This window comes from Candidatus Pelagibacter bacterium nBUS_36 (assembly GCF_051201215.1).
In the GTDB taxonomy this organism is placed as follows: Bacteria; Pseudomonadota; Alphaproteobacteria; order Pelagibacterales; family Pelagibacteraceae; genus Pelagibacter.
Map to the genome: position 1 here is coordinate 455,483 of NZ_CP172839.1, position 25,457 is coordinate 480,939.

Genomic DNA, 25,457 nt, shown 5'->3' on the forward strand with positions numbered 1-25,457 from the left:
AAAATTAATCAATATTAAAGATATTTTGATATTATTTTTTCAATACCAATAAAGTCTTTTATCAAGTGATTATGATATATTTCAGTTGTATTTTTTTCAGTATATCCGTTTTCCAATAAAATAACTGGTATCTCCGCTGCTTTTGCAGCATTAGCGTCTGTTTCACTATCTCCAATCATAATAGTTTTTTTTACATCCCCATCTAATATTTCCACAACAGATGTTAGGTGTCTAGGATCTGGTTTGCAGTAATCAAAAGTATCTGATCCTGCCACATATTCAAAAAAATCATAAATTCCAATTTTTTTTAAAAGATCATTTGATAAATGCTCTTGTTTATTTGTACATACAGCCATCGATATATTATGCTCTTTACACCATTTTAAAAATTCTTTTACACCATTAATTAAAGTACTTTCGTTAATAATATTTTGTCCATAAAAATTTACGAACTCTTTGACCATTTCATCTTTAATTTTATCATCCAAAACTTTACTAAATTCTTTTTTTGCTTGACCCCAGATTGATCTACCAATTAAAGCTCCAGCACCTTTGCCAACTAAATTTCTAATATCTTCAGTTGATTTGGTGGGATACCCAAATTTTTTCATAACATGATTGTGCGCAAGCATAAGATCTGGCGCTGTATCAACAAGAGTACCATCTAAATCAAATAAAATAGTAAATTTTTGGTTCATTTTAAAAGTATTTTAAAGAAATATTATGTGAATTAATTAAGACATATTCTTAATGTAAAGCATTTTAAAATGAAAGAATTAAATTCACAAAAAGTTCAAAATAAACTTAGAAGTAAATTTTTAAAAGCAGGCGTTAAGATGACTGGACCTGAAACAATTTTTTTCTCAAATGATACAAAAATTGGAAAAAATGTAACAATCGAACCTTATGTAGTTATTGGACCAAAAGTAAAAATTGCAAACAATATAATTGTTAAATCTTTTTCTCATCTAGAGTCTTGCACGATTGAAAATAAAGTTGAAATCGGACCTTATGCTAGGATCAGACCTAATACAATTTTAAGAGAAGGTTCTAAAATTGGAAATTTTGTTGAAGTTAAAAAAAGCACTATTGGAAAAAAATCTAAAGTAAATCACTTGTCTTATATTGGTGATAGTGAAATTGGTAAATCTGTTAATATTGGCGCTGGTACAATCACATGTAATTATGATGGAGTTAAAAAGAGTAAAACAAAAATAAAAGATAATGTTTTTATTGGATCTAACTCATCCTTAGTTGCTCCGGTAACAATTAACAAACAAAGTATTGTTGGAGCTGGTTCAGTGATTACTAAAAATGTCAAAAAGAAATCTTTAGCATTAACAAGAACAACACAAATAGAAATTAAAAACTATAAAAAAAAATAATATATGTGTGGAATAATAGGCATCACTAGTACCAAACCAGTTTCATCAACTATAATAGATTCTCTAAGAAAGTTAGAATATAGAGGATATGACTCTTCTGGTATAGCAACATTATCAAATGGTTTTATAAACGAAATCAAATCAGAAGGTAAACTTGATAATCTAGAAAAAAACCCAATGCTTAAAAATATTTCAGGAAATTTAGGTATAGGACATGTTAGATGGGCAACACATGGTATTCCAAATACTATTAATGCACATCCACATTCATCAGAGTCAGTATCGGTTGTTCATAATGGAATCATTGAAAATTCAACAATCTTAAAAAAATTTTTAATAGGAAAAGGACATAAATTCAAATCACAAACAGATTCTGAAGTAATTGTTCATTTAATTACAGAAAATCTAAAAACAGCTGAAATTCAAGAAGCAATCACAAAAACTTTAAAACAACTTCATGGTAGTTTTGCTCTAGGCGTGATCTTTAAGGATAAATCAGATTTAATAGTTGGTGCTAGACGAGGATCACCTTTAGCTGTCGGTTATGGCCCTAATGAAAATTATTTAGGATCAGACTCATATGCTTTAAAATCAATGACAAATAAAATCACTTATTTAGATGATGGAGAATTTTGTATAATTAAAAAAGATGAAGTTCATTTTTTTAATGAAGAGGGAAAAAAGATTAATAAAAAAGTTTTAGAACTTTCTTCTGATCAGGAAAACTATGACAAGGGGGATTACAAGCATTTTATGGTTAAAGAGATTGAGGAACAACCTGCAACTCTAAAAACTGGTATTAAGGAATATTTGGATAATATCAATAACGATATCAATATCTATAATTTTCCATGGAAAATTAATGAAATAAACTCAATTACTTTAATTGGCTGTGGAACAGCTTATCACTCATGTTTAATGGCCAAATATTGGTTTGAAGAACTAACAAATTTAGATGTCAATATTGATATAGCATCTGAATTCAGATATCGAAAAAATAGATTTAAAAATGATACTTTGTATGTCTTTGTTTCTCAATCAGGTGAAACAGCAGATACTTATGCTGCTTTAGATTTATGTAACAAAAATTATATGAAAACTTGTGCTGTTGTGAATGTAATTGAAAGTTCAATTGCAAGAGATTCTAATTTTGTTTTACCAATCCATTGTGGTCCTGAAATAGGAGTTGCATCGACTAAAGCATTCTTAGGTCAAATACTTGTTTTATATATTCTCTCGCTAAAATTAAGCTCATTAAGAAAAGAGATTGTGCTTAAGGAGTACCAAGAAAAAATTAAAGACCTTAAAGAATTACCAAAATTGATTGAAAAAACACTATTAATTGATAATGAAATTCAAGCAATATCGTCTACATTTAATGATGCAAAAGGCTCAATGTTTTTAGGTAGAGGTTTTTCATATCCAATTGCTCTTGAGGGTGCGTTAAAACTAAAAGAATTATCTTATGTTCATGCAGAAGGTTATCCGGCTGGTGAAATGAAACATGGTCCCTTAGCTTTGATTGAAGAAGGAATGCCAGTTGTTGTTCTGGCACCAAGAGATAGCTATTATAAGAAAACTATTTCAAATATGCAGGAAGTTATAGCAAGAGGTGCTAAAGTTTTGTTAATTACTAACAAAAGTAAAGATGAGGTGATTTCAGAAAATATTTGGGAAACAATTGAAGTTGAGAATACCAATAATGATTTACTTCCTTTTCTTTTAACTATTCCACTACAGAAACTTGCATATTATTCAGCTCTTAAAAAAGGTTATGATATAGATAAGCCAAGAAACTTAGCTAAATCAGTAACAGTTGAATAAAGCTCAAACTCTGTTAAAACAATCAGCAGTTGAATATGAAAAATTGGAAAAAAAATAGTTGGAAGAAATATCCTGTTAAACACATACCAGAATATCCAGATAAGAAAGAATTGGATATGGTTTTGGACAAGCTTGGAACATTCCCACCTTTAGTATTTGCAGGTGAGACAAGACATTTAAAAGATCAGCTTGCTAATGTAGTAGATGGTAAAGCATTTTTACTTCAAGGTGGAGATTGTGCAGAAAGTTTTGCAGAATTTAATCCTGATAATATCAGAGACACATTCAAACTAATGTTGCAAATGTCATTAGTTTTAACTTATTCTGCATCATTACCAGTTGTTAAAGTTGGAAGAATAGCTGGTCAATTTTCAAAACCTAGAAGTTCACCAGTTGAGTCTAAAGATGGTATAGAGCTTCCAAGTTATTTAGGTGATAATATTAATGGAATGGAATTTAATGAAAAGTCAAGAGTTCCTGATCCAAAAAGATTATTTAAAGCTTACTCTCAATCAGCTGCAACATTAAATCTTATCAGAGCTTTTTGTCATGGTGGTTTTGCTGATTTACAAAATGTGCATAATTGGAACCTTGGATTTATCAAAAATAGTCCAGCGTTAAAGAGATTTAAAGATTTAGAAGATAAAATTGCTGATGCATTAGCATTTATGGATGCTTGTGGAATCAATTCAGATTTTAATAGAAGATTAAAGACGGTTAATTTTTGGACTTCACATGAAGCGTTGTTATTACCTTTTGAAGAAACAATGACAAGAACTGACTCTACAACTGGAGAAAATCATGACACTTCAGCTCATTTCGTTTGGATTGGAGATAGAACTAGACAACTTGATGGTGGACATGTTGAATTTTGTAGAGGAATTGAAAATCCAGTAGGAATTAAATGTGGACCAACTTTAAAACCAGAAGATTTAATAAATCTTTGTAATAAAATTAATCCAAGTAATGAAAAAGGAAAAATTACTTTAATATCAAGATTTGGTGCAGATAATGTTTCAAAACATTTACCTAAATTAATAAGAGCAATTAAAAAAGAGGGTTTAAATGTAATTTGGTCATGTGATCCTTGTCATGGTAACACAGTCAAAGCTGCAACAGGATTTAAAACAAGACCTTTTAATAGTGTATTAAACGAAGTTAAAAATGTATTCGCTTGTCATCAAAGTGAAGGAAGTTATGCTGGAGGTTTGCACATAGAAATGACTGGCCAAAATGTTACCGAATGTATTGGTGGAGCTCAAAAAATATCAGAAAAAGATTTATCATCTAGATATCACACTCATTGCGACCCGAGACTTAACGCAAATCAAGCCTTAGAATTAGCTTTTTTAATTTCTGATGAGATTAAAAAGAATAGCTTATATTCTAAAAATGCAGACAGAGCGGCATCTTAAAACATTGTAAAAGATACCAACTGATAATATTTTAAGATTATGAATGCTTCAGAAAAATTAAATTTTATATCTAATTGGATAAAAGATTATGCCAACAATATGCCAAGTAAGGCACAATCATTGGTTATTGGTATCTCCGGTGGTATAGATTCTTCTGTTTCAAGCACCTTAAGTGCAATGACTGGATTAAAAACAATTGTATTATCAATGCCAATTAAACAAAAATCTCAGCAACATGATTTAAGTTTAAAACATCAAGAGTGGTTGGTTAAGAAATTTGATAATGTTGAAGCACACACAGTAAACTTAGATAAATTATTTTCTGCTTTTTCTTCAACTTTATCTCAATTTGATAATGAACATGGAATGGCAAATTCTAGAGCAAGATTAAGAATGACTACTCTTTATCAAGTAGCAGCAGCAAACAAAGGTATTGTTGTTGGTACGGGTAATAGAGTTGAAGATTTTGGTGTTGGTTTTTATACAAAGTATGGTGACGGTGGAGTCGATATTTCTCCAATAGCAGATTGTAATAAAACAGAAGTTTGGGAGATAGGAAAAGAGCTTGGAATTTTAAAAGAAATAATTGAGGCAGCTCCTACAGATGGTCTATGGGACGATGGTCGAACAGATGAAGGTCAGCTTGGTTTAAAATATCACGAATTAGAGGAAGCTATGGATAACCCAAACTCACCTAATAGAGCTAAATACGAAATAATAAGAAAACAAAATTTGCATAAAATGGAGCCCATTCCAGTATGTAAAATTCCAAATTAATCAAATAGATTCACAAATCTATAATTTAAGTATATTTCTAAAATGATGAATAAAGATATTTTTTTAACAAACAATCTAAGTAATAAAAAAGAAAAATTTGTTCCAATAGATAACAAAAATGTAGGTATGTATGTTTGTGGTCCTACAGTTTATGATGACCCTCATATTGGTAATGCTAGACCTATAGTTATCTTTGATATTCTTTTCAAAATACTCAAGAGTAAATTTTCCTCAGTGACTTACGTAAGAAATATTACAGATGTTGATGATAAGATAATTAAATCATCACATGATAAGAAAATATCTATCTCAAATTTAACTAAAACTGTAATCAAAAGTTTTGATGAAGATTGTAATTATCTAAATTGTGAAGCACCAACACAACAACCTAAAGCGACAGAACATATAGATTTAATGATCGAGATGATTTCTGAATTAATTAAAAAAGATTTTGCCTATGAAAATAATAAACATGTTTATTTTGAGGTTAAAAAGTTTGAAGACTATGGAAAATTATCTAACAAAAAGTTAGAGGATTTAATTGCTGGATCAAGAGTTGAAGTAAGTGACAATAAAAAGAACTCTGAAGATTTTGTGTTATGGAAACCTTCTTTAGAAAATGAACCTTCTTGGGACTCACCATGGGGAAAAGGTAGACCAGGCTGGCATTTAGAATGTTCTGCAATGTCTAAGAAATTTCTAGGTAATGAATTTGATATACATGGAGGAGGAATAGATTTAATTTTTCCACATCATGAAAATGAAATAGCTCAATCAAGATGTGCAAATGACACTAAAGTTTTTGCAAATTATTGGCTGCATAATGCATTTATCACTATGTCCAATGAAAAAATGGCAAAATCTCAAGGAAATATATTAAAAATAAAAGATTTTAGAAAAAAAGTTAGCGGACAAGTTTTAAGATTGGCTTTAATTAGCGCGCACTACAAACAGCCATTGGATTGGAGTGATAAATTATTAGAGGATTGTCAAAATACGATTGATAAATGGTATAATGTTCATATGCCGTCAAACAAAGATGTTAATGACGAAATTATCCAACCTTTGTATGACGATATAAATACACCTGGTTATATTGCAAATTTACATAAACTTTATGAAAAAGCTAATAAAGGAAATGATGAAGACAAACAAATATTTAATTCAGCTTGTAACTTCATAGGCTTACTTCAAGAAACTAAAGAGGTGTGGTTAAATTATAAAAAAGATAAAGCAGATATTTCAGAAGAAGAAATTGAAAGTAAGATAGAACTTAGAAATAAAGCTAGAGCTGATAAAGATTATAAAGAAGCCGATAATATAAGAAATTACCTTTTTGATAAAGGTGTTTTAATAGAAGATAAAGATGGTAAAACAATTTGGAAATTTAAATGAGTAAGGAAAAACTATATATTTTTGACACCACGTTAAGAGATGGTGCTCAAACTCAAGGTGTTGACTTTTCAATTGATGATAAAGAAAAAATATCAAATTCACTTGATAACTTAGGAGTTGATTACATTGAGGGAGGTTGGCCAGGTGCCAATCCAACAGATACTGAATTTTTTAACAAAGATCATGGTTTTAAAAATGCTAAATTAACTGCATTTGGTATGACCAAAAAATCAGAGCATAGTGCTGAAAATGACCCAATGTTAGCTTCACTAATTAATTCAAAAAGTTCATCAGTTTGTTTGTTTGGAAAATCCTGGGATTTTCAAGTTGATGTAGCACTTGGAATCACTAATGAAGAAAACTTAGAAAATATTAGCGAAAGTGCAAAACATATAGTTGGCTCAGGTAAAGAATTCATGTTTGATGCTGAACATTTTTTTGATGGATATAAATCAGATCCTGATTATGCATTAAAGTGTCTTAAGGCTGCATTTGATCAAGGCGCTAGATGGGTTGTTTTGTGTGACACGAACGGCGGAACTCTTCCACATGAAGTGTCAAAAATTGTATCAGAAGTTACAAAACATATTCCAGGTGAAAATCTAGGTATTCATGCTCATAACGATACTGAAAATGCTGTAGCAAATAGTTTGGCTGCAGTTCAAGCAGGGGTTAGACAAATCCAAGGAACTATCAATGGATTAGGGGAGAGATGTGGTAATGCAAATTTAATGTCTTTAATTCCTTCATTATTCTTGAAGAGGGATTTTAGTGATAAATTTGAACTTAATATCAAACGAGAAAATTTAAAAAATCTAACTCAATGCTCAAGATTATTAGATGAATTATTAAACAGAAAACCTAACAAACATTTACCTTATGTGGGTGCTTCTGCTTTTTCACACAAAGGTGGAATGCATGTTTCTGCAGTTCAAAAAAATCCAAAAACTTATGAACATATTGAACCTGATGAAGTGGGAAACTCAAGAAACATTGTTGTTTCAGATCAAGCTGGTCAATCAAATATAATGTCTAGATTAAAGTCTATTGGCATTCAAATAGAAAAAAATGATCCAAAAATTAAAAAACTTTTAAGTGAAGTTAAAGACAGAGAATTCATTGGTTATAGTTATGATGGAGCGGACGCTTCATTTGAATTATTAGCTAGAAGGTTAATAGGTGATATCCCAAGATACATATTAATTAATGAGTATGATGTATCAGTTAAAAAAGATAGCACTGGTGAAATCATTTCTCACGCTAAAGCTCAATTAGAAGTCGATGGTCAAAAAATATTATGTGAAGGACAGGGAAATGGACCTGTAAATGCACTTGATAATGCGATTAGAAAAAATGTAAATAAACTTGCTAAATATTCTGAGTATTTAAAAGATTTAAAATTAGTTGATTATAAAGTAAGAATTTTAAATACAGGTACTGAAGCAGTAACTAGAGTTTCAATTGAAAGCACAGACTCTAAAGGTATTAACTGGTTTACCATAGGTGTTTCACCAAATATAATTGATGCATCATTTAAAGCATTGGTTGATAGTTTGGACTATAAATTATTTAAAGATAAGGCCCCAGCTAGCTTATAAGTTTTGATTTATCATAAATAATGTCATCAAATAATATTACTTTTATTTTACATAAGCCCCAGTTATCAGAAAATATTGGTGCATGTGCTAGAGGGATGAAGAACTTTAATTTTCAAAAACTGTCAATTATTAATCCAAAACCAATTTTTCCTAATGATAAAATTTTAGCAACTTCTGTTGGTGCTAAAAATATAATCAATAAGAGTAAAGTGTTTGATACATTAGAACCTGCACTTAAAGATATAGATTATGTCATTGCAACATCTGCTAGATTTAGAAACAAAAACATTAAACATATTCAATTAGAAGACTTAAAAAAGATTGATTTTACCAAAAAAGTAGCATTTCTTTTCGGATCTGAAGCTTCGGGTTTGTCGAATAATGAAGTGAGTTATGCAAATTACACATTACAAATTCCAACTAATCCTGAATTCAAATCTTTAAATTTATCTCATAGTTTAATTATCATTGCTCAGTATGTCTCAAGCATCATAAAATCTAAGACTTCCAATTTTAAAAAATCTAAAAAGGTTAAAGCTGCCTCTAAAAAAGAGATACATTCAATGGCCAATTTATGCATTCAAAAATTAGATGTGATCAATTTTTTCAAACCAAAGGAGAAGAAACCTATTATGCTAGAAAATCTAAGAAATATTTTCTATAGAATGGAATTATCAGCCAAAGAAACCCGTATATTGGCCAGTGTATTTGCTAGTTTGGGTAAAAAACGTTGATTGACAAAATAGCCTGTAAGCTTATAAACCCCAATATCAAATGACAAAAAGATTAAACTCTAAACATAAAGTAGATAGAAGATTAAAAGCCAATCTATGGGGAAGACCAAAGAGTCCTTTCAACAAAAGAGACTACGGACCAGGACAACACGGTCAAGGTAGAAAAGGTAAACCATCAGATTATGGAACTCAATTGCAAGCTAAGCAAAAATTAAAAGCTTACTATGGTAACATTAACGAAAGACAATTTAGAAATATTTATAAAAAAGCTGTTATGCTTAAAGGTGATACTGGCGAAAATTTAATTGGTTTACTAGAAAGAAGATTAGATGCAGTTATTTATAGAGCAAAATTTGCAACAACAGTATTTTCTTCAAGACAATTAATTAACCATGGTCACGTAAGAGTGAATGGTAAAAAAGTTAATATTGGTAGCTATATAGTTAAAGAAGAAGACTCTATTGAGATCAGAGATAAATCTAAGCAATTAGCAATTATTGATATTGCTTTAGCTAGCAAAGAAAGAGAAACTCCAGAATACATTCAAATGGATGAGAAAAACAAAAAAGTTAAATTTGTAAGAGTACCTAAATTTGAAGAAGTTCCTTATCCAATTGTGATGGAACCAAATTTAGTAATTGAATATTACTCTAGATAATAATTAATTTTTAGCTTTAAAACTTATACCTTTAGTTTCAAGTAATTTTGCTAATTCACCACTTTCATACATTTCTTTTACGATATCACAGCCACCTACAAATTCTTTTTTGATATAAAGTTGTGGGATAGTAGGCCAGTCACTGAAAGTTTTAATTCCTTCTCTAACATTTTGATCTTCTAAAACATTTACACCTTGGAAATTAACTTCAAGAATTTTTAACATATTAGATACAGCCATTGAAAAACCACACTGAGGAGCATCAGGCGTACCTTTCATAAATAAACATACTTCGTTACTATCAATATGAGTTTGAATTAAATTTTTTGTATTATCATCCATTATTGCTCCTTTGTTTTAATTGCTAAGGCATGTAATTCATTTCCCATTTTACCCTTTAGAGAATTATATACCATTTTATGTTGTTCAATTTTACTTTTACCTGAGAATTGAGCAGAAGTTACTGTTGCTGAGTAATGATTGCCATCACCAGCTAAATCTTGAATTTCAACTGTAGCATCAGCCAAAGCTTCTTTGATTAAACTCTCAATTTCTTTTAAATCCATTGCCATTATTTGCTCATGTAATCTGTTAGCCAATTTGTATTCGATGATCTTAATTCGTCAATTGTTACTTTTGTCTTTTCGTTAATAAACATTTGATCTTTATCAATTATTCCAAGCTCATCATAATGAACTGCATTTTTGTTTAAAATAGCAGTCACTTTTTTAAGATTATCCTTGTTTACTTCGATCACGTATCTACCTTGATCTTCAGCAAAAAAATATTCAATTTCATTAATTAGGTATTTTGGTTTTTTAAGATTAATACCCTTGTTTCCTTTAATACACATTTTAGCGGCAGCAGTAATTATTCCACCAATAGATACATCGTGAGCACTTTTAATATAACCTGCATCTATTAACTTTAATAAAGTTTCTCCATTATTTTTTTCATTAAATAGATTGATTTCTGGTGGAGGACCATTTTTTTCATCTAAAATATTTCTTGCAAATAAACTTTGATCAATATGTCCTTCGGTTTTTCCAATTACTAAAACAATATTATCAACTTCTTTAAAATCCATTGTGATCATTTTATTATAATCTTTGATTAAACCAACACCACCGATGGATGGAGTGGGCTTAATTCCTTCTTCTTTTGTTTGATTATAAAAAGAAACATTTCCAGAAACGACTGGGAATTTTAAATATTCAGCAGCTTCTCCAATACCTTGAACACATTCAACAAACTCACCCATGTTTTCTTCATTTTCAGGACTACCAAAGTTTAAACAATTAGTAATAGCAATTGGTTTTGCACCCACAGAAATTAGATTTCTAAAACTTTCACAAACAACTTGCTTTCCACCAGTTAACGGATGCGCCCAACAATATACAGCAGATGAATCAACCGATGCTGCAACTGCTTTATCAGTTCCATGAACTCTCACAACACCAGAGTCTCCACCTGGTTTTTGTATAGTGTCACCCATAACTGTATGATCGTATTGTTGCCAAATCCATTCTTTACTACAAACATTTGGGTTAGATAAAACTTTTTTTAACACATCTATAATTTTTAAATTTTTAAGATCTTCTTTTTTAATTTTGTTTTTTTTAGGTAGTTTTGCTTTTTTCCATTTACGGTCATACATTGGTGAATTTTCAACTAAAGTATTGACTGGAATATCTGCAACTTGCTCATTATCAAAGAACAGTTCAATCTTTTTAGAATTAGTTGTTTTACCAATTACTGCAAAATCTAAATTCCATTTATCGAATATTTTTTTAGCCTGATCTTCTTTGCCGTTTTCTAGAACAATTAACATTCTCTCTTGGCTTTCAGAGAGCATAATTTCATAAGGTGTCATTTTAGTTTCTCTGCATGGAACTTTATTTAAATTAATTTCAATTCCAAGATCTCCTTTTGAGGCCATTTCAATACTTGATGATGTGAGTCCAGCTGCACCCATGTCTTGAATTGCTATAATTGAATCCCCAGACATTAACTCTAGGCAAGCCTCAAGTAATAGTTTTTCAGTAAATGGATCACCAACTTGAACTGTCGGTTTTTTTTCCTCTATTTTTTCATCAAAGCTAGCTGATGCCATACTAGCACCATGAATTCCATCTCGTCCTGTTTTAGACCCCACATAAATTACTGGTTTACCTAGACCTGCTGCTTTTGAATAGAAAATCTTATCTTTTTTAACCAATCCTAAAGTCATCGCATTAACTAGAATATTACCGTTATACGAGCTATCAAAATTAGTTTGACCTGCTATCGTTGGAACACCCATACAGTTTCCATAACCACCAATACCGTGAACCACTCCTCTAAGTAAATTTTTAGTTTTTTTGTGTTGAGGAGATCCAAAATGAATAGAATTTAAGTTCGCAATAGGACGCGCCCCCATTGTAAAAACATCTCTCATAATACCACCAACACCAGTTGCAGCTCCTTGATAAGGTTCAATAAAAGAAGGGTGATTATGGCTTTCAATTTTAAATACAATTGCATCATTGTCACCAATATCTACAACTCCCGCATTTTCTCCTGGTCCTTGAATGACTTGCTTTCCTTTTGTTGGAAGTTTTTTTAAGTGAAGTCTTGAAGATTTGTAAGAACAATGTTCATTCCACATTGCTGAAAAGATGCCTAGCTCAGTAATGTTTGGAGTTCGTTCAAGAAGTTCACAAATTTTTGCATATTCATTTTTTTTAAGACCATGATCTATAGCAACTTGTTCGTTTACAATCATTTTAGATTATTAATTAAATTTTTAAAAAAAAGAGATCCATCTTCACCTGAAAGAGAAGGGTCAATCATTCTTTCAGGATGGGGCATCATACCTAAAACATTTTTTTGTTTATTAAAGATACCAGCAATATTTTTAATTGAGCCGTTGGGATTAAATTGTTCCTCTGATTTACCATCTTTATCACAATAATTTATTGCAACTTGTTCATTTTCCTCAATTTCTTTTAATTGATCGTTGGTGCAAAAATAGTTTCCCTCATTATGAGCTATATGAAACTCTAAGATATCATTATCTATATTCTTAAAATAGGAGTTTTGTTTATTGTTAATTTTGACAAAAACATTTTTGCAAATAAATTCCAAGTATTTGTTTCTTAACAAAACACCAGGCAACAAACCTGTTTCAACTAAAATTTGAAACCCATTACAAATTCCCATTACCATTCCACCAGAATTTGCAAAGTTAATTACTGATTGCATTATTTTAGATTTAGAGGCCATACTTCCACATCTAAGGTAATCACCATAAGAAAAGCCACCAGGTAAAACTACTAAATCACTTTTTGGAAGTTCAACATCATTATGCCAAACCATTTTATTATTAAAGCCAAATTTTTTAAGAGCAACATCCATATCTCTATCACAATTAGAGCCAGGGAATGTAATGACTGATGATTTCATTAATTATTGTGCATCAATAATTTTATAATTTTCAATAACAAGATTAGCTAAAAGCTTTTTGCACATCTCCTCAACTTTATCTTTAGCTTTTTTTGGATCACTTTCTTTAGTGTCAATTTCAAAGTACTTTCCTTGTCTCACTTCGTTTACATCATTAAAACCCATTCCATCTAATGTTTGATGGATAACTTTACCTTGGGGATCTAATACATCTTTTTTAAGTGTAATAATTACTGAAATTTTCATTTACGTTTCCTCTTAACAGAAGATAATTTTGTAACATTTACTACAGAAACATTTGATTGTTCGTGAAGTATTCCTAATCTTTTAGCAACTTCTGTATATGCAGGAATTAAGTCACCTAAATTTTTTCTAAATCTGTCTTTATCTAATTTTTTATCAGTAATGCTGTCCCAAAGTCTGCAAGTATCAGGACTAATTTCATCAGCAAGAATAATCTCCTCTTTACCGTTAGCTTTCAATCTTCCAAATTCCAATTTGAAATCAATTAATTTAATCCCAACACCCCTAAACATGCCGATCATAAAGTCATTAATTCTTAAAATCATTTTCTTAACTTTTTCGATTTCTTTTTTTGTAGCCCAATCAAAAGCAAAGATATGTTCTTCAGCTATTAATGGATCGCCTAACTTGTCATCTTTTAAGCAATATTCAATAAGAGGTTCTTTTAAAACTGTACCATCTTCAATACCTAACCTTTTAGTAATAGATCCAGTTGCAACATTTCTGACAATGAATTCAATTGGAATAATTTCAACTAACTTGATTACTTGCTCTCTCATATTAAGTCTTTTGACCAAGTGATTTTTAATTCCTATCTGAGACAGGTTTGAAAGGATATGTTCTGAAATTCTATTATTTAAAACACCTTTTCCTTCAATAGTAGATTTTTTTTGATTGTTAAATGCGGTAGCGTCGTCTTTAAAATATTGAATAACTAAATTCTTATCATTTGTTGTGTAAATGATTTTAGCTTTACCTTCGTATAATTTTTTTCCTTTTTTCATTATTTAAAAACTCTTCTAAAGATGAAATTTACATTTTTAAAGTGTTTTGCGTAACTAAATATAGATTTAAGTTTTTTAGGAGTGATTTTGCTCATAATTAACTTATCTGAGCTGATAACATCAAACAAATCTAAATCTTCAGCAAAACATTTTTTAGCATAATTTTGAACCATTCGGTAAGATTGTTCTCTACTTAGACCTGATTTTGTTAATTCCAGCATAACTTCTTGTGAGAAAATTAAGCCTTTAGTAATGTTTAAATTCTCTAACATTTTTTTAGGATAAACAATCATGTTGTCTAAGATATTTGTTAATCTTACTAAGGCAAAATCAGTTGTAATATTTGCATCAGGCCCAATATTTCTTTCAACACTTGAATGAGAAATATCTCTTTCATGCCAAAGAGCAATATTTTCTAAAGCAGGTATGACTGCACTTCTAACCATTCTTGCAAGTCCTGTTAAGTTTTCACTTAATATTGGATTTTTTTTATGTGGCATTGCTGAAGAACCTTTTTGATTTTTTGAAAAAAATTCTTGCATTTCGTAAACTTCAGTTCTTTGTAAATGTCTAATCTCAACTGCAACTCTTTCAATCGATCCAGCGATAATACCTAGCACTGAAAAATAAAAAGCATGACGATCTCTTGGTATAACTTGAGTTGAAATTGGCTCAACTTTTAAACCTAACTTTTTTGCAACATGTTTTTCAACATTAGGATTTATGTTAGCAAAAGTTCCAACAGCACCAGATATTGCGCAGGTTGACACTTCATCTATTGCATCGACTAATCTTTTTCTATTTCTTTTAAATTCCTCATAAAACGAAGCTAATTTTAAACCAAATGTAACAGGCTCAGCATGAATGCCATGACTTCTACCCATACATGGAGTAAATTTATATTTTTTAGCCTGTTTTTTTAAAACTTTTAAAATTTGATCTAAATCTTTTAAGATTATTTTACCGGATTGAACCATTTGAATATTAAAACTTGTGTCCAATACATCTGATGAAGTCATTCCTTGGTGTAAGTATCTAGCTTTAATTCCAGCCCTTTCAGTGACTGAAGTGAGAAATGCTATAACATCATGTTTAACTTCAGACTCAATTTTGTGAATTCTGTTTACATTTATTTTAGCTTTTTTTCTTACAATTGAAGCAACTCCTTTTGGAATTTGACCAAGCTTTTCCATAGCTTCAGCAGCGGCAACTTCGACATCTAGCCAAATTTTATATTTATTTTCTTCTGACCAAATGTCAGTTAATTCTTTTCGAGAGTATCTTTTAATCATTAATTATAAGTATGGAGGCTTTGAATAATCTTTAGCAGATTCTGTAAAGATTTCATAACCATTTTCAGTAATTCCCAATGTATGCTCAAATTGTGCTGATAAAGATTTATCTTTTGTAACTGCAGTCCAACCATCATTTAACATTTTAACATCATATTTACCGGTATTAATCATAGGCTCAATTGTAAAAGTCATTCCAGGTCTTAAATCCATGCCTGAATTTTTACTCCCATAATGCAAGATGTTAGGGGGTTCATGAAACGTAGTACTTATGCCATGACCACAAAAATCTCTAACAACAGAATAACCTTTTTCCTCAACGAATGATTGAATTTCATAACCAATATCACCTAATCTAATTCCAGGTTTTAATATCTTAATCGCTCTCATCATAGACTCGTGAGTTGTATCTATAAGATTATTTAATTTAACAGAGGTATTACCGATTGAAAACATTCTACTAGTATCTCCATAATGTTCATCAACAATAGCTGTAACATCCACATTGATTGCATCACCATCTCTTAAAATTCTATCTGATGGAATACCGTGGCAGACAACATGATTTAAAGATGTACATAAAGATTTTGTAAAACCCCTATAATAAAGTGGGGCAGAGTATCCACCGTTATCTCTAATAAACTCGTAACCTAATTTATCAATATGATCTGTTGCTACACCTTCTTTAATATTATCAGTTAACATATCTAAAGTTTGAGCTGCTAACTTTCCAGCAACTCGCATTTTTTCAAATTTTTCTTTATAATCACTCATCAATAATCTTCAGTTTTTTATCTATAAAAATTTTTTTAAAACTTATATCACATCTATAGGCTAAAAAGTTAACTCCTGCTTTTTTAGCAATTAGATAATTCTTATAATATTCAGCATCAACATCTTTAGCTATCTTAAACTTTTCCATGTTTTGGATTTGAACTAAAAATAATAAGTAGCTTTTATAACCTTTTTTTATGGCATCAATAAGAGTGAGTAGATGTTTGGTGCCACGTGCTGTCACAGCATCTGGAAACTCAGCTGTGTCTTTATTTCTAAAAAGGGTAACATTTTTAACCTCTACAAAGCTTTTTTGTTTATTTTTCTCAATTAAAAAATCAAATCTAGTCTCTTTATTGAAAAATACCTCTGGTTTAATTAGATCGCAATTTTTAAGTTCTTTAATAAGATTATTTTCTAAAGCGTGTTGAGCTATTCTATTAGCCATGTGGGTATTAACACCGACCAGGTTTTTTCTTGTTTTAATAATTTCAAGTCCGTATTTAAGTTTTCGCTTGGGATCGTTATTAGGAAGCACATAGACATCATTCCCCTCATCTAACAGGCCTTTCATCGATCCTGTATTAGGACAATGTGCTGTAACTACTTCATTTGTTAATTGAACATCAGTAAAAAATCGTTTGTAACGTTTGATTAATTTGCCTTTTATTAAAGACTTGGTAAATTCCATTTCTAAATTATACATTTAAAATGACCAAAAACACAAAAGTTAATGCCGCAATATTAATCATAGGTAATGAAATTTTATCTGGCCGAACTCAAGATACCAACACTTCAACTTTAGCAACTTGGTTAAATTTAATTGGGGTTAAAGTGGGTGAGGTTAGAGTTATTCCAGATATTGAAAAGACAATAATCGATACACTTAATTTATTAAAGACAACTTACGATTATGTTTTTACAACAGGAGGAATAGGTCCAACCCACGATGATATTACTGCCGAGTCTGTTTCAAAAGCATTTGGATTAAAATATGAGATACATAAAGAGGCATATAAAATTTTAGAGGCTTATTATAAGCCAGGTGAATTTAACGAAGGTAGACAAAAGATGGTTTGGATGCCAGAAAATGCAAATTTGATTTTAAATCCCACAAGTGGTGCCCCAGGTTTTAGTGTTGAAAATGTGTTCTGTTTGCCAGGGGTTCCATCAATTTTAAAATCTATGTTAGGAGGCCTAACCAATAGTATTGTTGGTGGAGAGCCAATTTTAAGTTCAACTATTAGTCTTAGAACTGTTGAAAGCGAAATTGCTGATTCATTGACTAAAGTTCAAAATGATAATCAAGATGTTGAAATTGGAAGTTATCCTTTTTTTCAAGCAGGAAAACTTGGGGTATCTATTGTGATAAGATCTGAGGATCAATCTAAAATTGACAATTGTAATTCACAAATTTTAGAGTTTGTTAAGCAAAAGAAAATTGAAGTAGTAGATCGTTAAATGCTTTATTTTGCTTATGGAAGTAATCTCCATCATTTTCAAATGAAGCGGAGATGTAAAGATAGTATTTTTTTAAAAAAAATTAATCTTAAAGATTTTAAATTATCTTTTAGAAGCAAATATAGAGCTGCAGATGTTGAGCCTAAAAAAAACTCTATTGTACCTGGTGGGTTATACAAAATATCTAAAAGTGATGAAAAAAAACTTGATGTTTATGAAGATTTTCCAAACTTATATAAAAAGTATTTTTTTTACTATTATGGAAAAAAAGTGATGACTTATACAATGGTTAAAAAATCTATTTTCAAGTATCCTACAGAAAGATATTTAAATATTGTTAAACGAGGATATAAAGATTGTAATTTAGACTACTCATATCTGAAAAAAGCTTTAAGGTTGTAATATTTGTTAATGAAAATTAAAAAACTTAGAGAAAATATTTTAGGATTTGTAAAAAAAAACTTTTTAACTCTATATGAAGTCATAATTATTATTGGTGGATATATTAAGTTTTTTAACAAGATAAATCGCAAAAAAAAATACATAAAATTTTCATCAAATCTTGATAAAATTAATCATTATGAATACCAAATTACCTCACAAAATAATGAGGATGGAATTATCAATCATATTTTTGATCAATTAAAAATTGATAAATTAAATTTTATAGAAATTGGTTTTGATTATTATCAAAATAACTCATTAGCTATTTTAAAGAGATGTAATAAGGGTTTATTTTTAGATGGTGACAATAAAAAATCAATAATTTTAAGAAATGTTCTTAAATTATTTTATCCTAAGACAAAAATAACTGTTCAAAATGTATTAGTAGATATTGATAATATTAATCAAATTAAAGAACAAAATTTTAGCGATCAAGAAGAAATTGACTTTTTGTCAATTGATGTCGATGGAATTGATTACTATCTATTTAAAGAAATTAACTTTAAACCCAAATTGATTTGCATTGAATATAATTTTTGGTTTGGAAAAGATTTAAGTTGTGCTGTTCCATATGAAAAAAACTATACATTAGATTCATTATCAAACTATGTTGGGACCTCATTAAAAGCTTTAACAGATCTTGCAAATTCCAAGGGCTATCATTTAATTGCAATAGATTCTGCTTGTATAAATGCTTTCTTTATCAGGGGTGACCTCAAACATCATTTTGAAATTTTAAGCTTAGAAAAAAGTTTTAAATATCCTTTAAAATTTAATGAAGAATTTATTACAGAAGTTAAAGAAAAATTACTTCTAAAAGATTTAAAATATTTTAAATAATTTCAAAATAACAAGTAATTACTTATAAAGTATGTGTTTTTTTTACTTTTAAACAATGGTGAAATATAAGATAATAAATTATGAAGAAAATATTAATTAGTATTTTTTTTACTTTTTTTTTATTTAATGTTGCAAATAGTGCCTATGAAGGTTATGGGCCGCTTAAGTTAAACCCAACAGTAGTAAAATATTTTAATCAATATCTTGATTCAAAAAAAATTTTCAATGAGAATAAAGGCTCTGAACGCCATGGAAGAGGATGGTTTTTTTTTGTAGAGGAAAATGGGGAAGAATTTGGTTTTTCTTATTGTCCGCAGGGCAAACAGTGCGTGAGGACCCCAGCTGTAGCTAGATCACAATGTAAAAAGAATGTTAAGAAATATCTTAAAAAGAAAAGTAAATGTAAATTATTCGCAAAACAAAGGCACATTGTTTGGGATGGTAAAGATATAAAAATCCCTAACAATGCTACTATCGATGAAGTTGAATCAATTTTAAGAAACAATAATTTTATTGACTAACAGCATAATAATGTATTAAATTTTTGATAATGAAACTATTTGCAAATATATTAATTTTATTTTTTTTAACATCATGTGCAACTATAGTTAATGATGCTAATGTTCCTGTGACACTCTCATTTAGTGATGGAAGTTCTGGAACTTGCAATCTTTCAAATAAAAGAGCACAATATAAAGTTGATGTACCAGGTACAAGTCAAATTAGACGTTCAGATGATGCATTAAAGTATGATTGTAAAACTGCTGGAGGTAAAACGGCATTTGGAAGTATCCCAAGTGAAATGGAAGGTGCTAAGTTAGCAGGTAGCGTAGTATTTTTTGATTTAGGAATAACAGACTCAATTACTGACAAGCATAGAACTTATACGCCTAACTTTACAATTCCAGTTAAGTAATTTTCTCGATTAATATTTTAAAGTACATTGTGGGATTACAAGCATATGATCAACACATAGAAAGATAAAAAATTATAGTTATTTAATGAACCATAAAGCATTCACCCTAATAGAACTTTTAGTTGTAGTAGCCATCATTGGTATTTTAGCTGCAGTAGGGGTTGTTGCTTATAATGGATATACAAGTGCAGCTAAAGTCAACAGTGTAAAAACTAATCACGTTCAATCAATTAAATATACAAAAGCAGAACTTATGAAATGTAGTATGGGAGAAAATTCTATTATGGAAGGTCACGTAATTTGTAATAATACATATGGTGTTAATGTTTTTCATCCAAATGGTTTAGGTGCTCAAAAAGTTGCTGAGGCACTTGTAAATGTTAAGGCATATAGATCTGGAGGTTATGATTGGGGAGTATTAAAAGGTTTTAAAAATCCATACAATACAATTGCACCAGGAGTTAGATCTGGTTTTGGGTATACAGTTGGCCAAGTAAATATAAGCTCAACTGGAAATGTAAATAACATGGCAAGATTAAATTTTATGACTTGTTTAAAAGAACCTTGTTCAGGTAGTAATATAATTGAAGAATTTGTATATTTTCAAGAATAGATGAAGCGAAATGGTTTCACGTTAATCGAGCTTTTAGTCGTTGTAGCCATCATCGGTATCCTCGCTGCAGTAGGAGTGGTTGCTTATAATGGATATACCAAAGCTGCCAAGATAAGAGCAATCAAAGCACAACATGCAATGATCAAGGAATATATTGTTGCAGAAATAATTAAGTGTGAATTGGGCCATTCAAAAATATTTATAGATAAAGATGGTGTTGGCGAAACATGTCCTATTAGGTCAGCAGCTAATAGTAGCCCAGAGACATTTATCGCAAATGCAATGTTAGATACCGGTATGCAAAATATATATGGTAAACTTTATACTGGAGATCCAGGTGCACCTACAAACTGGCCAGTAGCAGCATTTTATACTTCTAATAGGCATCAGGTAGCAAATTGTTATAAAAATTCACCAGGTTGTCACTATTTACAAATTAATAAATCATACAAACCTAGAACAATTATAGTAAAAGTTAAGGTTGATAACGAAACACTGTATTCAGAAATTGATTTTTGATATGAACCGTAAAGCCTTCACACTAATAGAACTCCTAGTCGTAGTAGCCATCATCGGTATCCTCGCTGCAGTAGGTGTGGTTGCTTACAATGGGTATACTAAAAGTGCTAAAATAGCAGTTACAAAAAAATTACATCAAAATTTTTTAAGTTGGGTTAAGGCGGAATATACTAAATGTGTTATTGATGACTCAATATCAATTAAGTTAACATCAAGCAGTGGCAACCCTGAAGATGTTCCTTGTGATCGACTTTCACAAAATAAGGGAGGAGGATATACAAACCATACTAATTTAATTTATTGGCATTGGAGACTTGGTGTAGATGCAAAAAATGCCTGGGGACATAAAAGAGATCCTGGGACAGTAGCTGAAAACGACGCATATCTTCAACATAGTTCTATGACTTGGTTTAAAAAAAATTTAAATAATATTACAGCCGCAAGTCCTGGAGCTTTAGTTGGATTTGGAAATTATGAATGCAGTGGTACAACAAATTGTGAATTATGTTCCTACGATGGTGTTAAATTAATGTGTGATAATTTTTCTCTATATCCTGAATAAATGAACCGTAAAGCCTTCACCCTAATAGAACTTTTTAGATATAGGATATTATAGTAGAACTTGGACATGGAGAGATAAAATTGTAAGGTAGTATAATGAAAAAATTTTTTTTTATAATTTTCATTAGTTTTTTAATAACCAACAATTCTAGCGCAGAGTATGTAGTTGATTACTATAGATGGTTGTTAGATAACAATCAGATTCAATTCCTGGATAAAGAAAAAAAACTAAAAAGGTGGCTTTTTGATAGTAAAAAACTGGGAGAGAGATTTAAATGGGGCACAAATCCAAGCCTAGAAAAATTACATTACCAGGTTTTTCATTTTAATAAGCAGCATGATAATTGGGATAAGCATATAATTAAAGGCTCAAATAATCCTTATAAATTTAAAATAAACTTAAAAGAAGATAAAAAAAAATTAATAAAAAGTATTGATAAGGAGATGCAGAGATCTGGATTATTAAGTTATTTGTTATTTGAAAATGATGAAGTTATAATCGATAAAAAATCTCCTAATAGTAGATTAGGTTTATTATTTAATGACGACACAAAGTGGACTACAGCTTCTGTAGGCAAAAGCTTTACATCTTATGTTGTTGGTCAAGCTATCTGTGATGGTTACATTGAAAATGTTGATGTAAAATTGTATGACTGGCCTTTAATTAAAAATACTTTGTATGAAGATGCAAAATTAATTGATCTTCTAAATATGGCTGCAGGTGACCAGAAATATTCAAAAAATGATTTAGTCAATACAAGACCAAAAAATCCAAATGTAAATTCGTTGAAATATCATATGGAAGGGCATTTTAAAGGATCTAAACCAAGTAAAAAAAAATATAACTACGGCAATATTGTTACAAATATAATTATCAATTATGTGTGGTTTAAGTCTAATGGTGATTTTCAAAAAATTACTGACAAAGTTTTTAAAGAAAAAGCAAGAATTGAAGATAGTATATATTTTTTAAAGATTAGTGATCGAACAACTCGTGGGATAAAAGATGGCATAAGGTATAAATACGAAGTAAACGATGAAGATGGTCCATTGAGATACTCAATGGAATTGAATAGGTATGATTTTTTAAGAGTAGCAAAAGCAATGTTAGATGATTGGAAAAATGATACTTGTGTAGGCAAATATCTTAAAACAATTCATGAACGAAGGATCTCTAAACACAGGGAAAATTATAATAATAAAATCAAAACAGCTTATAACTATGGAAGATCTTATGGTGGACAATTCCATTTTGATTTTGGGGGATTTAAAAATAGAAATATTTTCGCTTTAGACGGTGCTTATGGACAGTCAATCATAATTGATATGGACAATTCCAAAATAGTTTCTGTCAATGGAATACACATGAATTACAACTGGCACAAAATAGTCTTAAGTGCGCTGAAATGATTTACTAGGATTTTATTGAGTGATGGTGCCCCCGTACGGATTCGAACCGCGGATCTATTAATTACAAATCAATTGCTAAAGTTTAAATAAACATTTGTTTGCAACAATTATCTCTAAATACTTTTGAGTTGGCAACAATCTGACAACAATGCTAAAATTTAAATAATGAAAAAACTTTTAGGGATCGTAGTTTTAGGATTTTTGTTGGGTGGATGCGCGGCACAAGAGACAAAAGAAACTGAAGTTAAAAAAAGTTTCTGGGATTCTTTTAAAGAAAAGACTGGTATTGATATGAGTACTGGTTCAATGCAATTTAAAAAAGGACATAAAATAAAAGTTTATAAAAAAGAGTGAAGTGGTGCCCCCGCACGGATTCGAACCGCGGACCTATTGATTACAAATCGAGAGTCTAAATTCAAAAAGATAAATACTATCAACGTTAATTGAAAGTTATTTCAAATCTGTACACACTATAGGCACAGTGATAAAGTTAATTTTATGAAATCTTGGGTTAAAGATAAATTCAATAGAATTTCTGTTGCACTTTCTGGATTATTAGCAGTACCATATGGAAAGCAATTAGAAAAATTTGTTTCCAATATAATAGATGAAACACCAACTATATACGATAAAGCTATAGATAAAAATTATAACGAAACTGGAATAGGTTCCTATCTTCATAGATTATTTGATGACAGTCATTCTCCAATAAAAATGTGGGAGAAAGTTAGAGAAACTCTTCCTGATGACTCTAATTTAGAAGAATTAAAAAATTATTTTATTTCAATGGCAAAAGATCTTCAAACCCCAATGGGTATACCTTTGCATAATATAGAAAATATGGAAGCCTATAATTCATTAGCATCTAAAATAAGCAGTACTTTTTTTATTAAAAAACAATGGTTATATGATTTTCAAAATATTGACATTTTAGAAGTATTGTCATCAACAATAGGTGTTGTTGCATTATTCTTTGGTTGGAAAAAAAAAGATAAAGAAGAATTCGCTGAACTTTGTGCATCATTAGGTTTGGCGGGTGCAGTAGGTGCCAATCCTTTTCTTTTAATTATTGCACTCATTGCTCTAGCCAAATCATACACTCAAAATAAAAATAAAAATAAGTTTAAGAGAGGATCTTTAAGAGGATTTGTTGGTATGGGATCTTTTATAATGACTGCAAGTCTTTTTTCTAGTCCATTATTGGGTATTATAATTGGTTTAGTGGTGGCAATAATTTTAAAGAAAAAAATGAAAAAAATGAATTTTAGTGAAATATATGAATGGTTTAAAGAAAATATTAAGAAATATGCTGAAACTATTTCAAATGCTACAGGTATAAGTTATCTTTATAATAAGATTAAAAATTTTGTTTAGGTGAAAAAATAGTTATGGGATTATTTGATTTTTTTAAAAATAAAAACAAAAATAAAAAGAAGATAGTTGATCCTGAGATTGAAGAGAAAATTTTTAAAGCAAACAACTTAGTTGATAGATTATTAGAATGCTCTACAGCTTTTTCACATAAGCCTGGTTATTATCCATCGTCATTATATGTTGTTGGTTATTTATATGGAGCATCAGATGGTATGTATCAAAAATTATTTCCTCAAGTTGATGTGATTCATTTTATGGCAACTTATAATGCTAAACTTTCAATGTATTATAATGAAAAACAAGCATTATCATTATCAGAATATTTAGAGGAGTTAACTATGGGTTCTAACGAAGAATTTTCAAAAGGAATGAGCGATGGAGGTAGAGAGATATTTGCTTGGTTAAGTGAAAATAAGCATCCAGCTTCTTTAGAATTATATCTAAATGAAAATTCTAAAAACCTTAATTATAAAGCTTCAAAAAAATTTATTAATAACGATTATAAAAAAGTATCTGATATTTTAAAAGGATCATACGAAGACTATAAAAAAAATAAGAAAAAATGAGAAATGTATCACCAGAAAACAATAAAATTTTTTGGATGGCACCAATACTCGTTTTGGCTATTGGAACATTTCCTCTTCCAATAGGTTATTATACATTATCCCGTTTAGTGGTTTGTGCTTCAGCAATATATTTTGCCTATAATTTTTATAAAAAAAACAATCAAACAAACGTTTGGATTTTTGGTTTTTTAGCAGTTTTATACAATCCAATTATTCCCGTTTATTTGTATGAAAAAATTATTTGGATAATAGTCAATATAATAACTATCTATATATTTTATAAAAATAAAGATTTGAATTAAATTTATAAAGAGAAAAAATTTAAAAACTAAGACTACTTGATTGATACACAATCCATACACACTCTATACACAACCAAAGCACACTATAAGCACAGTCAGAATAGAAATTTATCTTTTCGAAAATATT

Annotated in this window: 31 protein-coding genes; 21 read left to right on the forward strand and 10 right to left on the reverse strand. The window is 29.8% G+C overall.

Going from position 1 to position 25,457, the window contains the following annotated elements; genetic code table 11:
• Positions 1-14: 14 nt before the first annotated feature.
• Complete coding sequence (locus tag ACIJYI_RS02385; RefSeq protein ID WP_435114519.1) at positions 15-698, reverse strand: HAD-IA family hydrolase; 684 nt, start codon at positions 696-698, stop codon at positions 15-17.
• A gap of 69 nt (positions 699-767) precedes the next feature.
• On the opposite strand from ACIJYI_RS02385, the gene ACIJYI_RS02390 reads away from it, so the two are divergent.
• From ACIJYI_RS02390 to rpsD, 8 genes are read left to right on the forward strand one after another with little or no spacing between them, the layout of a single operon-like run.
• The gene (locus ACIJYI_RS02390) at positions 768-1,385 is read left to right on the forward strand and encodes a DapH/DapD/GlmU-related protein (RefSeq protein WP_435114520.1); all 618 of its coding nucleotides are present in this window, start codon (positions 768-770) and stop codon (positions 1,383-1,385) included.
• 3 nt (positions 1,386-1,388) lie between these two features.
• A complete protein-coding gene (glmS, locus tag ACIJYI_RS02395; protein ID WP_435114521.1) occupies positions 1,389-3,209 on the forward strand; it encodes a glutamine--fructose-6-phosphate transaminase (isomerizing) in 1,821 nt (606 codons plus the stop codon).
• Positions 3,210-3,244: 35 nt separating this feature from the next.
• Positions 3,245-4,624: a class II 3-deoxy-7-phosphoheptulonate synthase gene (locus tag ACIJYI_RS02400; protein WP_435114522.1), complete on the forward strand. Its 1,380-nt coding sequence runs from the start codon at positions 3,245-3,247 to the stop codon at positions 4,622-4,624.
• 39 nt (positions 4,625-4,663) lie between these two features.
• Positions 4,664-5,401, forward strand: a complete 738-nt coding sequence (nadE, locus tag ACIJYI_RS02405) for an NAD(+) synthase (protein WP_435114523.1) — start codon at positions 4,664-4,666, stop codon at positions 5,399-5,401.
• Positions 5,402-5,446: 45 nt separating this feature from the next.
• Positions 5,447-6,796 carry a cysteine--tRNA ligase gene (gene cysS, locus ACIJYI_RS02410; RefSeq protein ID WP_435114524.1) on the forward strand — a complete coding sequence of 450 codons (1,350 nt, stop codon included), beginning with the start codon at positions 5,447-5,449 and terminating at the stop codon, positions 6,794-6,796.
• The gene (cimA, locus tag ACIJYI_RS02415) at positions 6,793-8,394 is read left to right on the forward strand and encodes a citramalate synthase (protein WP_435114525.1); all 1,602 of its coding nucleotides are present in this window, start codon (positions 6,793-6,795) and stop codon (positions 8,392-8,394) included. Before cysS ends, cimA begins: the two co-directional genes overlap by 4 nt.
• A 20-nt stretch (positions 8,395-8,414) precedes the next feature.
• Positions 8,415-9,128, forward strand: coding sequence for an RNA methyltransferase (locus ACIJYI_RS02420; protein ID WP_435114526.1), 714 nt, complete (start codon positions 8,415-8,417; stop codon positions 9,126-9,128).
• Between the two features lie 40 nt (positions 9,129-9,168).
• Entirely contained in the window at positions 9,169-9,786 is a 618-nt protein-coding gene (rpsD, locus tag ACIJYI_RS02425) for a 30S ribosomal protein S4 (RefSeq protein WP_435098215.1), read from the forward strand.
• Positions 9,787-9,789: 3 nt separating this feature from the next.
• On the opposite strand, the gene grxD is transcribed toward rpsD, so the two are convergent.
• From grxD to sfsA, 9 genes are read right to left on the reverse strand one after another with little or no spacing between them, the layout of a single operon-like run.
• Positions 9,790-10,128 carry a Grx4 family monothiol glutaredoxin gene (gene grxD / locus ACIJYI_RS02430; RefSeq protein WP_435086857.1) on the reverse strand — a complete coding sequence of 113 codons (339 nt, stop codon included), beginning with the start codon at positions 10,126-10,128 and terminating at the stop codon, positions 9,790-9,792.
• Positions 10,128-10,358, reverse strand: coding sequence for a BolA/IbaG family iron-sulfur metabolism protein (locus ACIJYI_RS02435; RefSeq protein ID WP_435091018.1), 231 nt, complete (start codon positions 10,356-10,358; stop codon positions 10,128-10,130). The genes grxD and ACIJYI_RS02435 overlap by 1 nt, the downstream gene beginning before the upstream one ends.
• Entirely contained in the window at positions 10,358-12,550 is a 2,193-nt protein-coding gene (gene purL / locus ACIJYI_RS02440) for a phosphoribosylformylglycinamidine synthase subunit PurL (RefSeq protein ID WP_435114527.1), read from the reverse strand. The genes ACIJYI_RS02435 and purL overlap by 1 nt, the downstream gene beginning before the upstream one ends.
• Complete coding sequence (gene purQ, locus ACIJYI_RS02445; RefSeq protein ID WP_435114528.1) at positions 12,547-13,230, reverse strand: phosphoribosylformylglycinamidine synthase I; 684 nt, start codon at positions 13,228-13,230, stop codon at positions 12,547-12,549. The genes purL and purQ overlap by 4 nt, the downstream gene beginning before the upstream one ends.
• A gap of 3 nt (positions 13,231-13,233) precedes the next feature.
• A complete protein-coding gene (gene purS / locus ACIJYI_RS02450; RefSeq protein ID WP_435114529.1) occupies positions 13,234-13,476 on the reverse strand; it encodes a phosphoribosylformylglycinamidine synthase subunit PurS in 243 nt (80 codons plus the stop codon).
• Positions 13,473-14,258, reverse strand: coding sequence for a phosphoribosylaminoimidazolesuccinocarboxamide synthase (gene purC / locus ACIJYI_RS02455; protein ID WP_435114530.1), 786 nt, complete (start codon positions 14,256-14,258; stop codon positions 13,473-13,475). The genes purS and purC overlap by 4 nt, the downstream gene beginning before the upstream one ends.
• On the reverse strand, positions 14,258-15,550 hold the full coding sequence (purB, locus tag ACIJYI_RS02460) for an adenylosuccinate lyase (RefSeq protein ID WP_435114531.1): 1,293 nt from the start codon (positions 15,548-15,550) through the stop codon (positions 14,258-14,260). Before purB ends, purC begins: the two co-directional genes overlap by 1 nt.
• A 3-nt stretch (positions 15,551-15,553) precedes the next feature.
• Positions 15,554-16,324 (reverse strand): type I methionyl aminopeptidase, encoded by a 771-nt coding sequence (gene map, locus ACIJYI_RS02465; RefSeq protein WP_435114532.1) that lies wholly within the window; start codon positions 16,322-16,324, stop codon positions 15,554-15,556.
• Positions 16,317-17,015: a DNA/RNA nuclease SfsA gene (sfsA, locus tag ACIJYI_RS02470; protein ID WP_435114533.1), complete on the reverse strand. Its 699-nt coding sequence runs from the start codon at positions 17,013-17,015 to the stop codon at positions 16,317-16,319. The genes map and sfsA overlap by 8 nt, the downstream gene beginning before the upstream one ends.
• Before the next feature lie 20 nt (positions 17,016-17,035).
• Between sfsA and ACIJYI_RS02475 the strand changes: the two genes are divergently transcribed.
• The 13 genes from ACIJYI_RS02475 (at position 17,036) to ACIJYI_RS02535 (ending at position 25,330) form a co-directional block, all read left to right on the forward strand.
• Complete coding sequence (locus tag ACIJYI_RS02475) at positions 17,036-17,785, forward strand: competence/damage-inducible protein A (RefSeq protein WP_435114534.1); 750 nt, start codon at positions 17,036-17,038, stop codon at positions 17,783-17,785.
• The gene (locus ACIJYI_RS02480) at positions 17,786-18,187 is read left to right on the forward strand and encodes a gamma-glutamylcyclotransferase family protein (protein ID WP_435114535.1); all 402 of its coding nucleotides are present in this window, start codon (positions 17,786-17,788) and stop codon (positions 18,185-18,187) included.
• A gap of 9 nt (positions 18,188-18,196) precedes the next feature.
• Complete coding sequence (locus tag ACIJYI_RS02485) at positions 18,197-19,069, forward strand: hypothetical protein (RefSeq protein ID WP_435114536.1); 873 nt, start codon at positions 18,197-18,199, stop codon at positions 19,067-19,069.
• Between the two features lie 80 nt (positions 19,070-19,149).
• Positions 19,150-19,590 (forward strand): hypothetical protein, encoded by a 441-nt coding sequence (locus ACIJYI_RS02490; protein ID WP_435114537.1) that lies wholly within the window; start codon positions 19,150-19,152, stop codon positions 19,588-19,590.
• Between the two features lie 29 nt (positions 19,591-19,619).
• Entirely contained in the window at positions 19,620-19,985 is a 366-nt protein-coding gene (locus tag ACIJYI_RS02495; RefSeq protein ID WP_435114538.1) for a hypothetical protein, read from the forward strand.
• An 85-nt stretch (positions 19,986-20,070) separates the two neighbouring features.
• Positions 20,071-20,598 (forward strand): type IV pilin protein, encoded by a 528-nt coding sequence (locus tag ACIJYI_RS02500; RefSeq protein WP_435114539.1) that lies wholly within the window; start codon positions 20,071-20,073, stop codon positions 20,596-20,598.
• A complete protein-coding gene (locus ACIJYI_RS02505; RefSeq protein ID WP_435114540.1) occupies positions 20,599-21,117 on the forward strand; it encodes a type IV pilin protein in 519 nt (172 codons plus the stop codon).
• A 1-nt stretch (position 21,118) separates the two neighbouring features.
• Positions 21,119-21,679: a type IV pilin protein gene (locus tag ACIJYI_RS02510; RefSeq protein ID WP_435114541.1), complete on the forward strand. Its 561-nt coding sequence runs from the start codon at positions 21,119-21,121 to the stop codon at positions 21,677-21,679.
• A gap of 95 nt (positions 21,680-21,774) precedes the next feature.
• Positions 21,775-23,088 carry a hypothetical protein gene (locus ACIJYI_RS02515; RefSeq protein ID WP_435114542.1) on the forward strand — a complete coding sequence of 438 codons (1,314 nt, stop codon included), beginning with the start codon at positions 21,775-21,777 and terminating at the stop codon, positions 23,086-23,088.
• Positions 23,089-23,253: 165 nt separating this feature from the next.
• Positions 23,254-23,442 carry a hypothetical protein gene (locus ACIJYI_RS02520; protein WP_435114543.1) on the forward strand — a complete coding sequence of 63 codons (189 nt, stop codon included), beginning with the start codon at positions 23,254-23,256 and terminating at the stop codon, positions 23,440-23,442.
• A 144-nt stretch (positions 23,443-23,586) separates the two neighbouring features.
• Complete coding sequence (locus ACIJYI_RS02525; protein ID WP_435114544.1) at positions 23,587-24,462, forward strand: hypothetical protein; 876 nt, start codon at positions 23,587-23,589, stop codon at positions 24,460-24,462.
• A 14-nt stretch (positions 24,463-24,476) separates the two neighbouring features.
• Positions 24,477-25,028, forward strand: coding sequence for a hypothetical protein (locus tag ACIJYI_RS02530; protein WP_435114545.1), 552 nt, complete (start codon positions 24,477-24,479; stop codon positions 25,026-25,028).
• Entirely contained in the window at positions 25,025-25,330 is a 306-nt protein-coding gene (locus ACIJYI_RS02535; protein ID WP_435114546.1) for a DUF6804 family protein, read from the forward strand. The genes ACIJYI_RS02530 and ACIJYI_RS02535 overlap by 4 nt, the downstream gene beginning before the upstream one ends.
• The last annotated feature ends 127 nt before the right edge of the window (positions 25,331-25,457 follow it).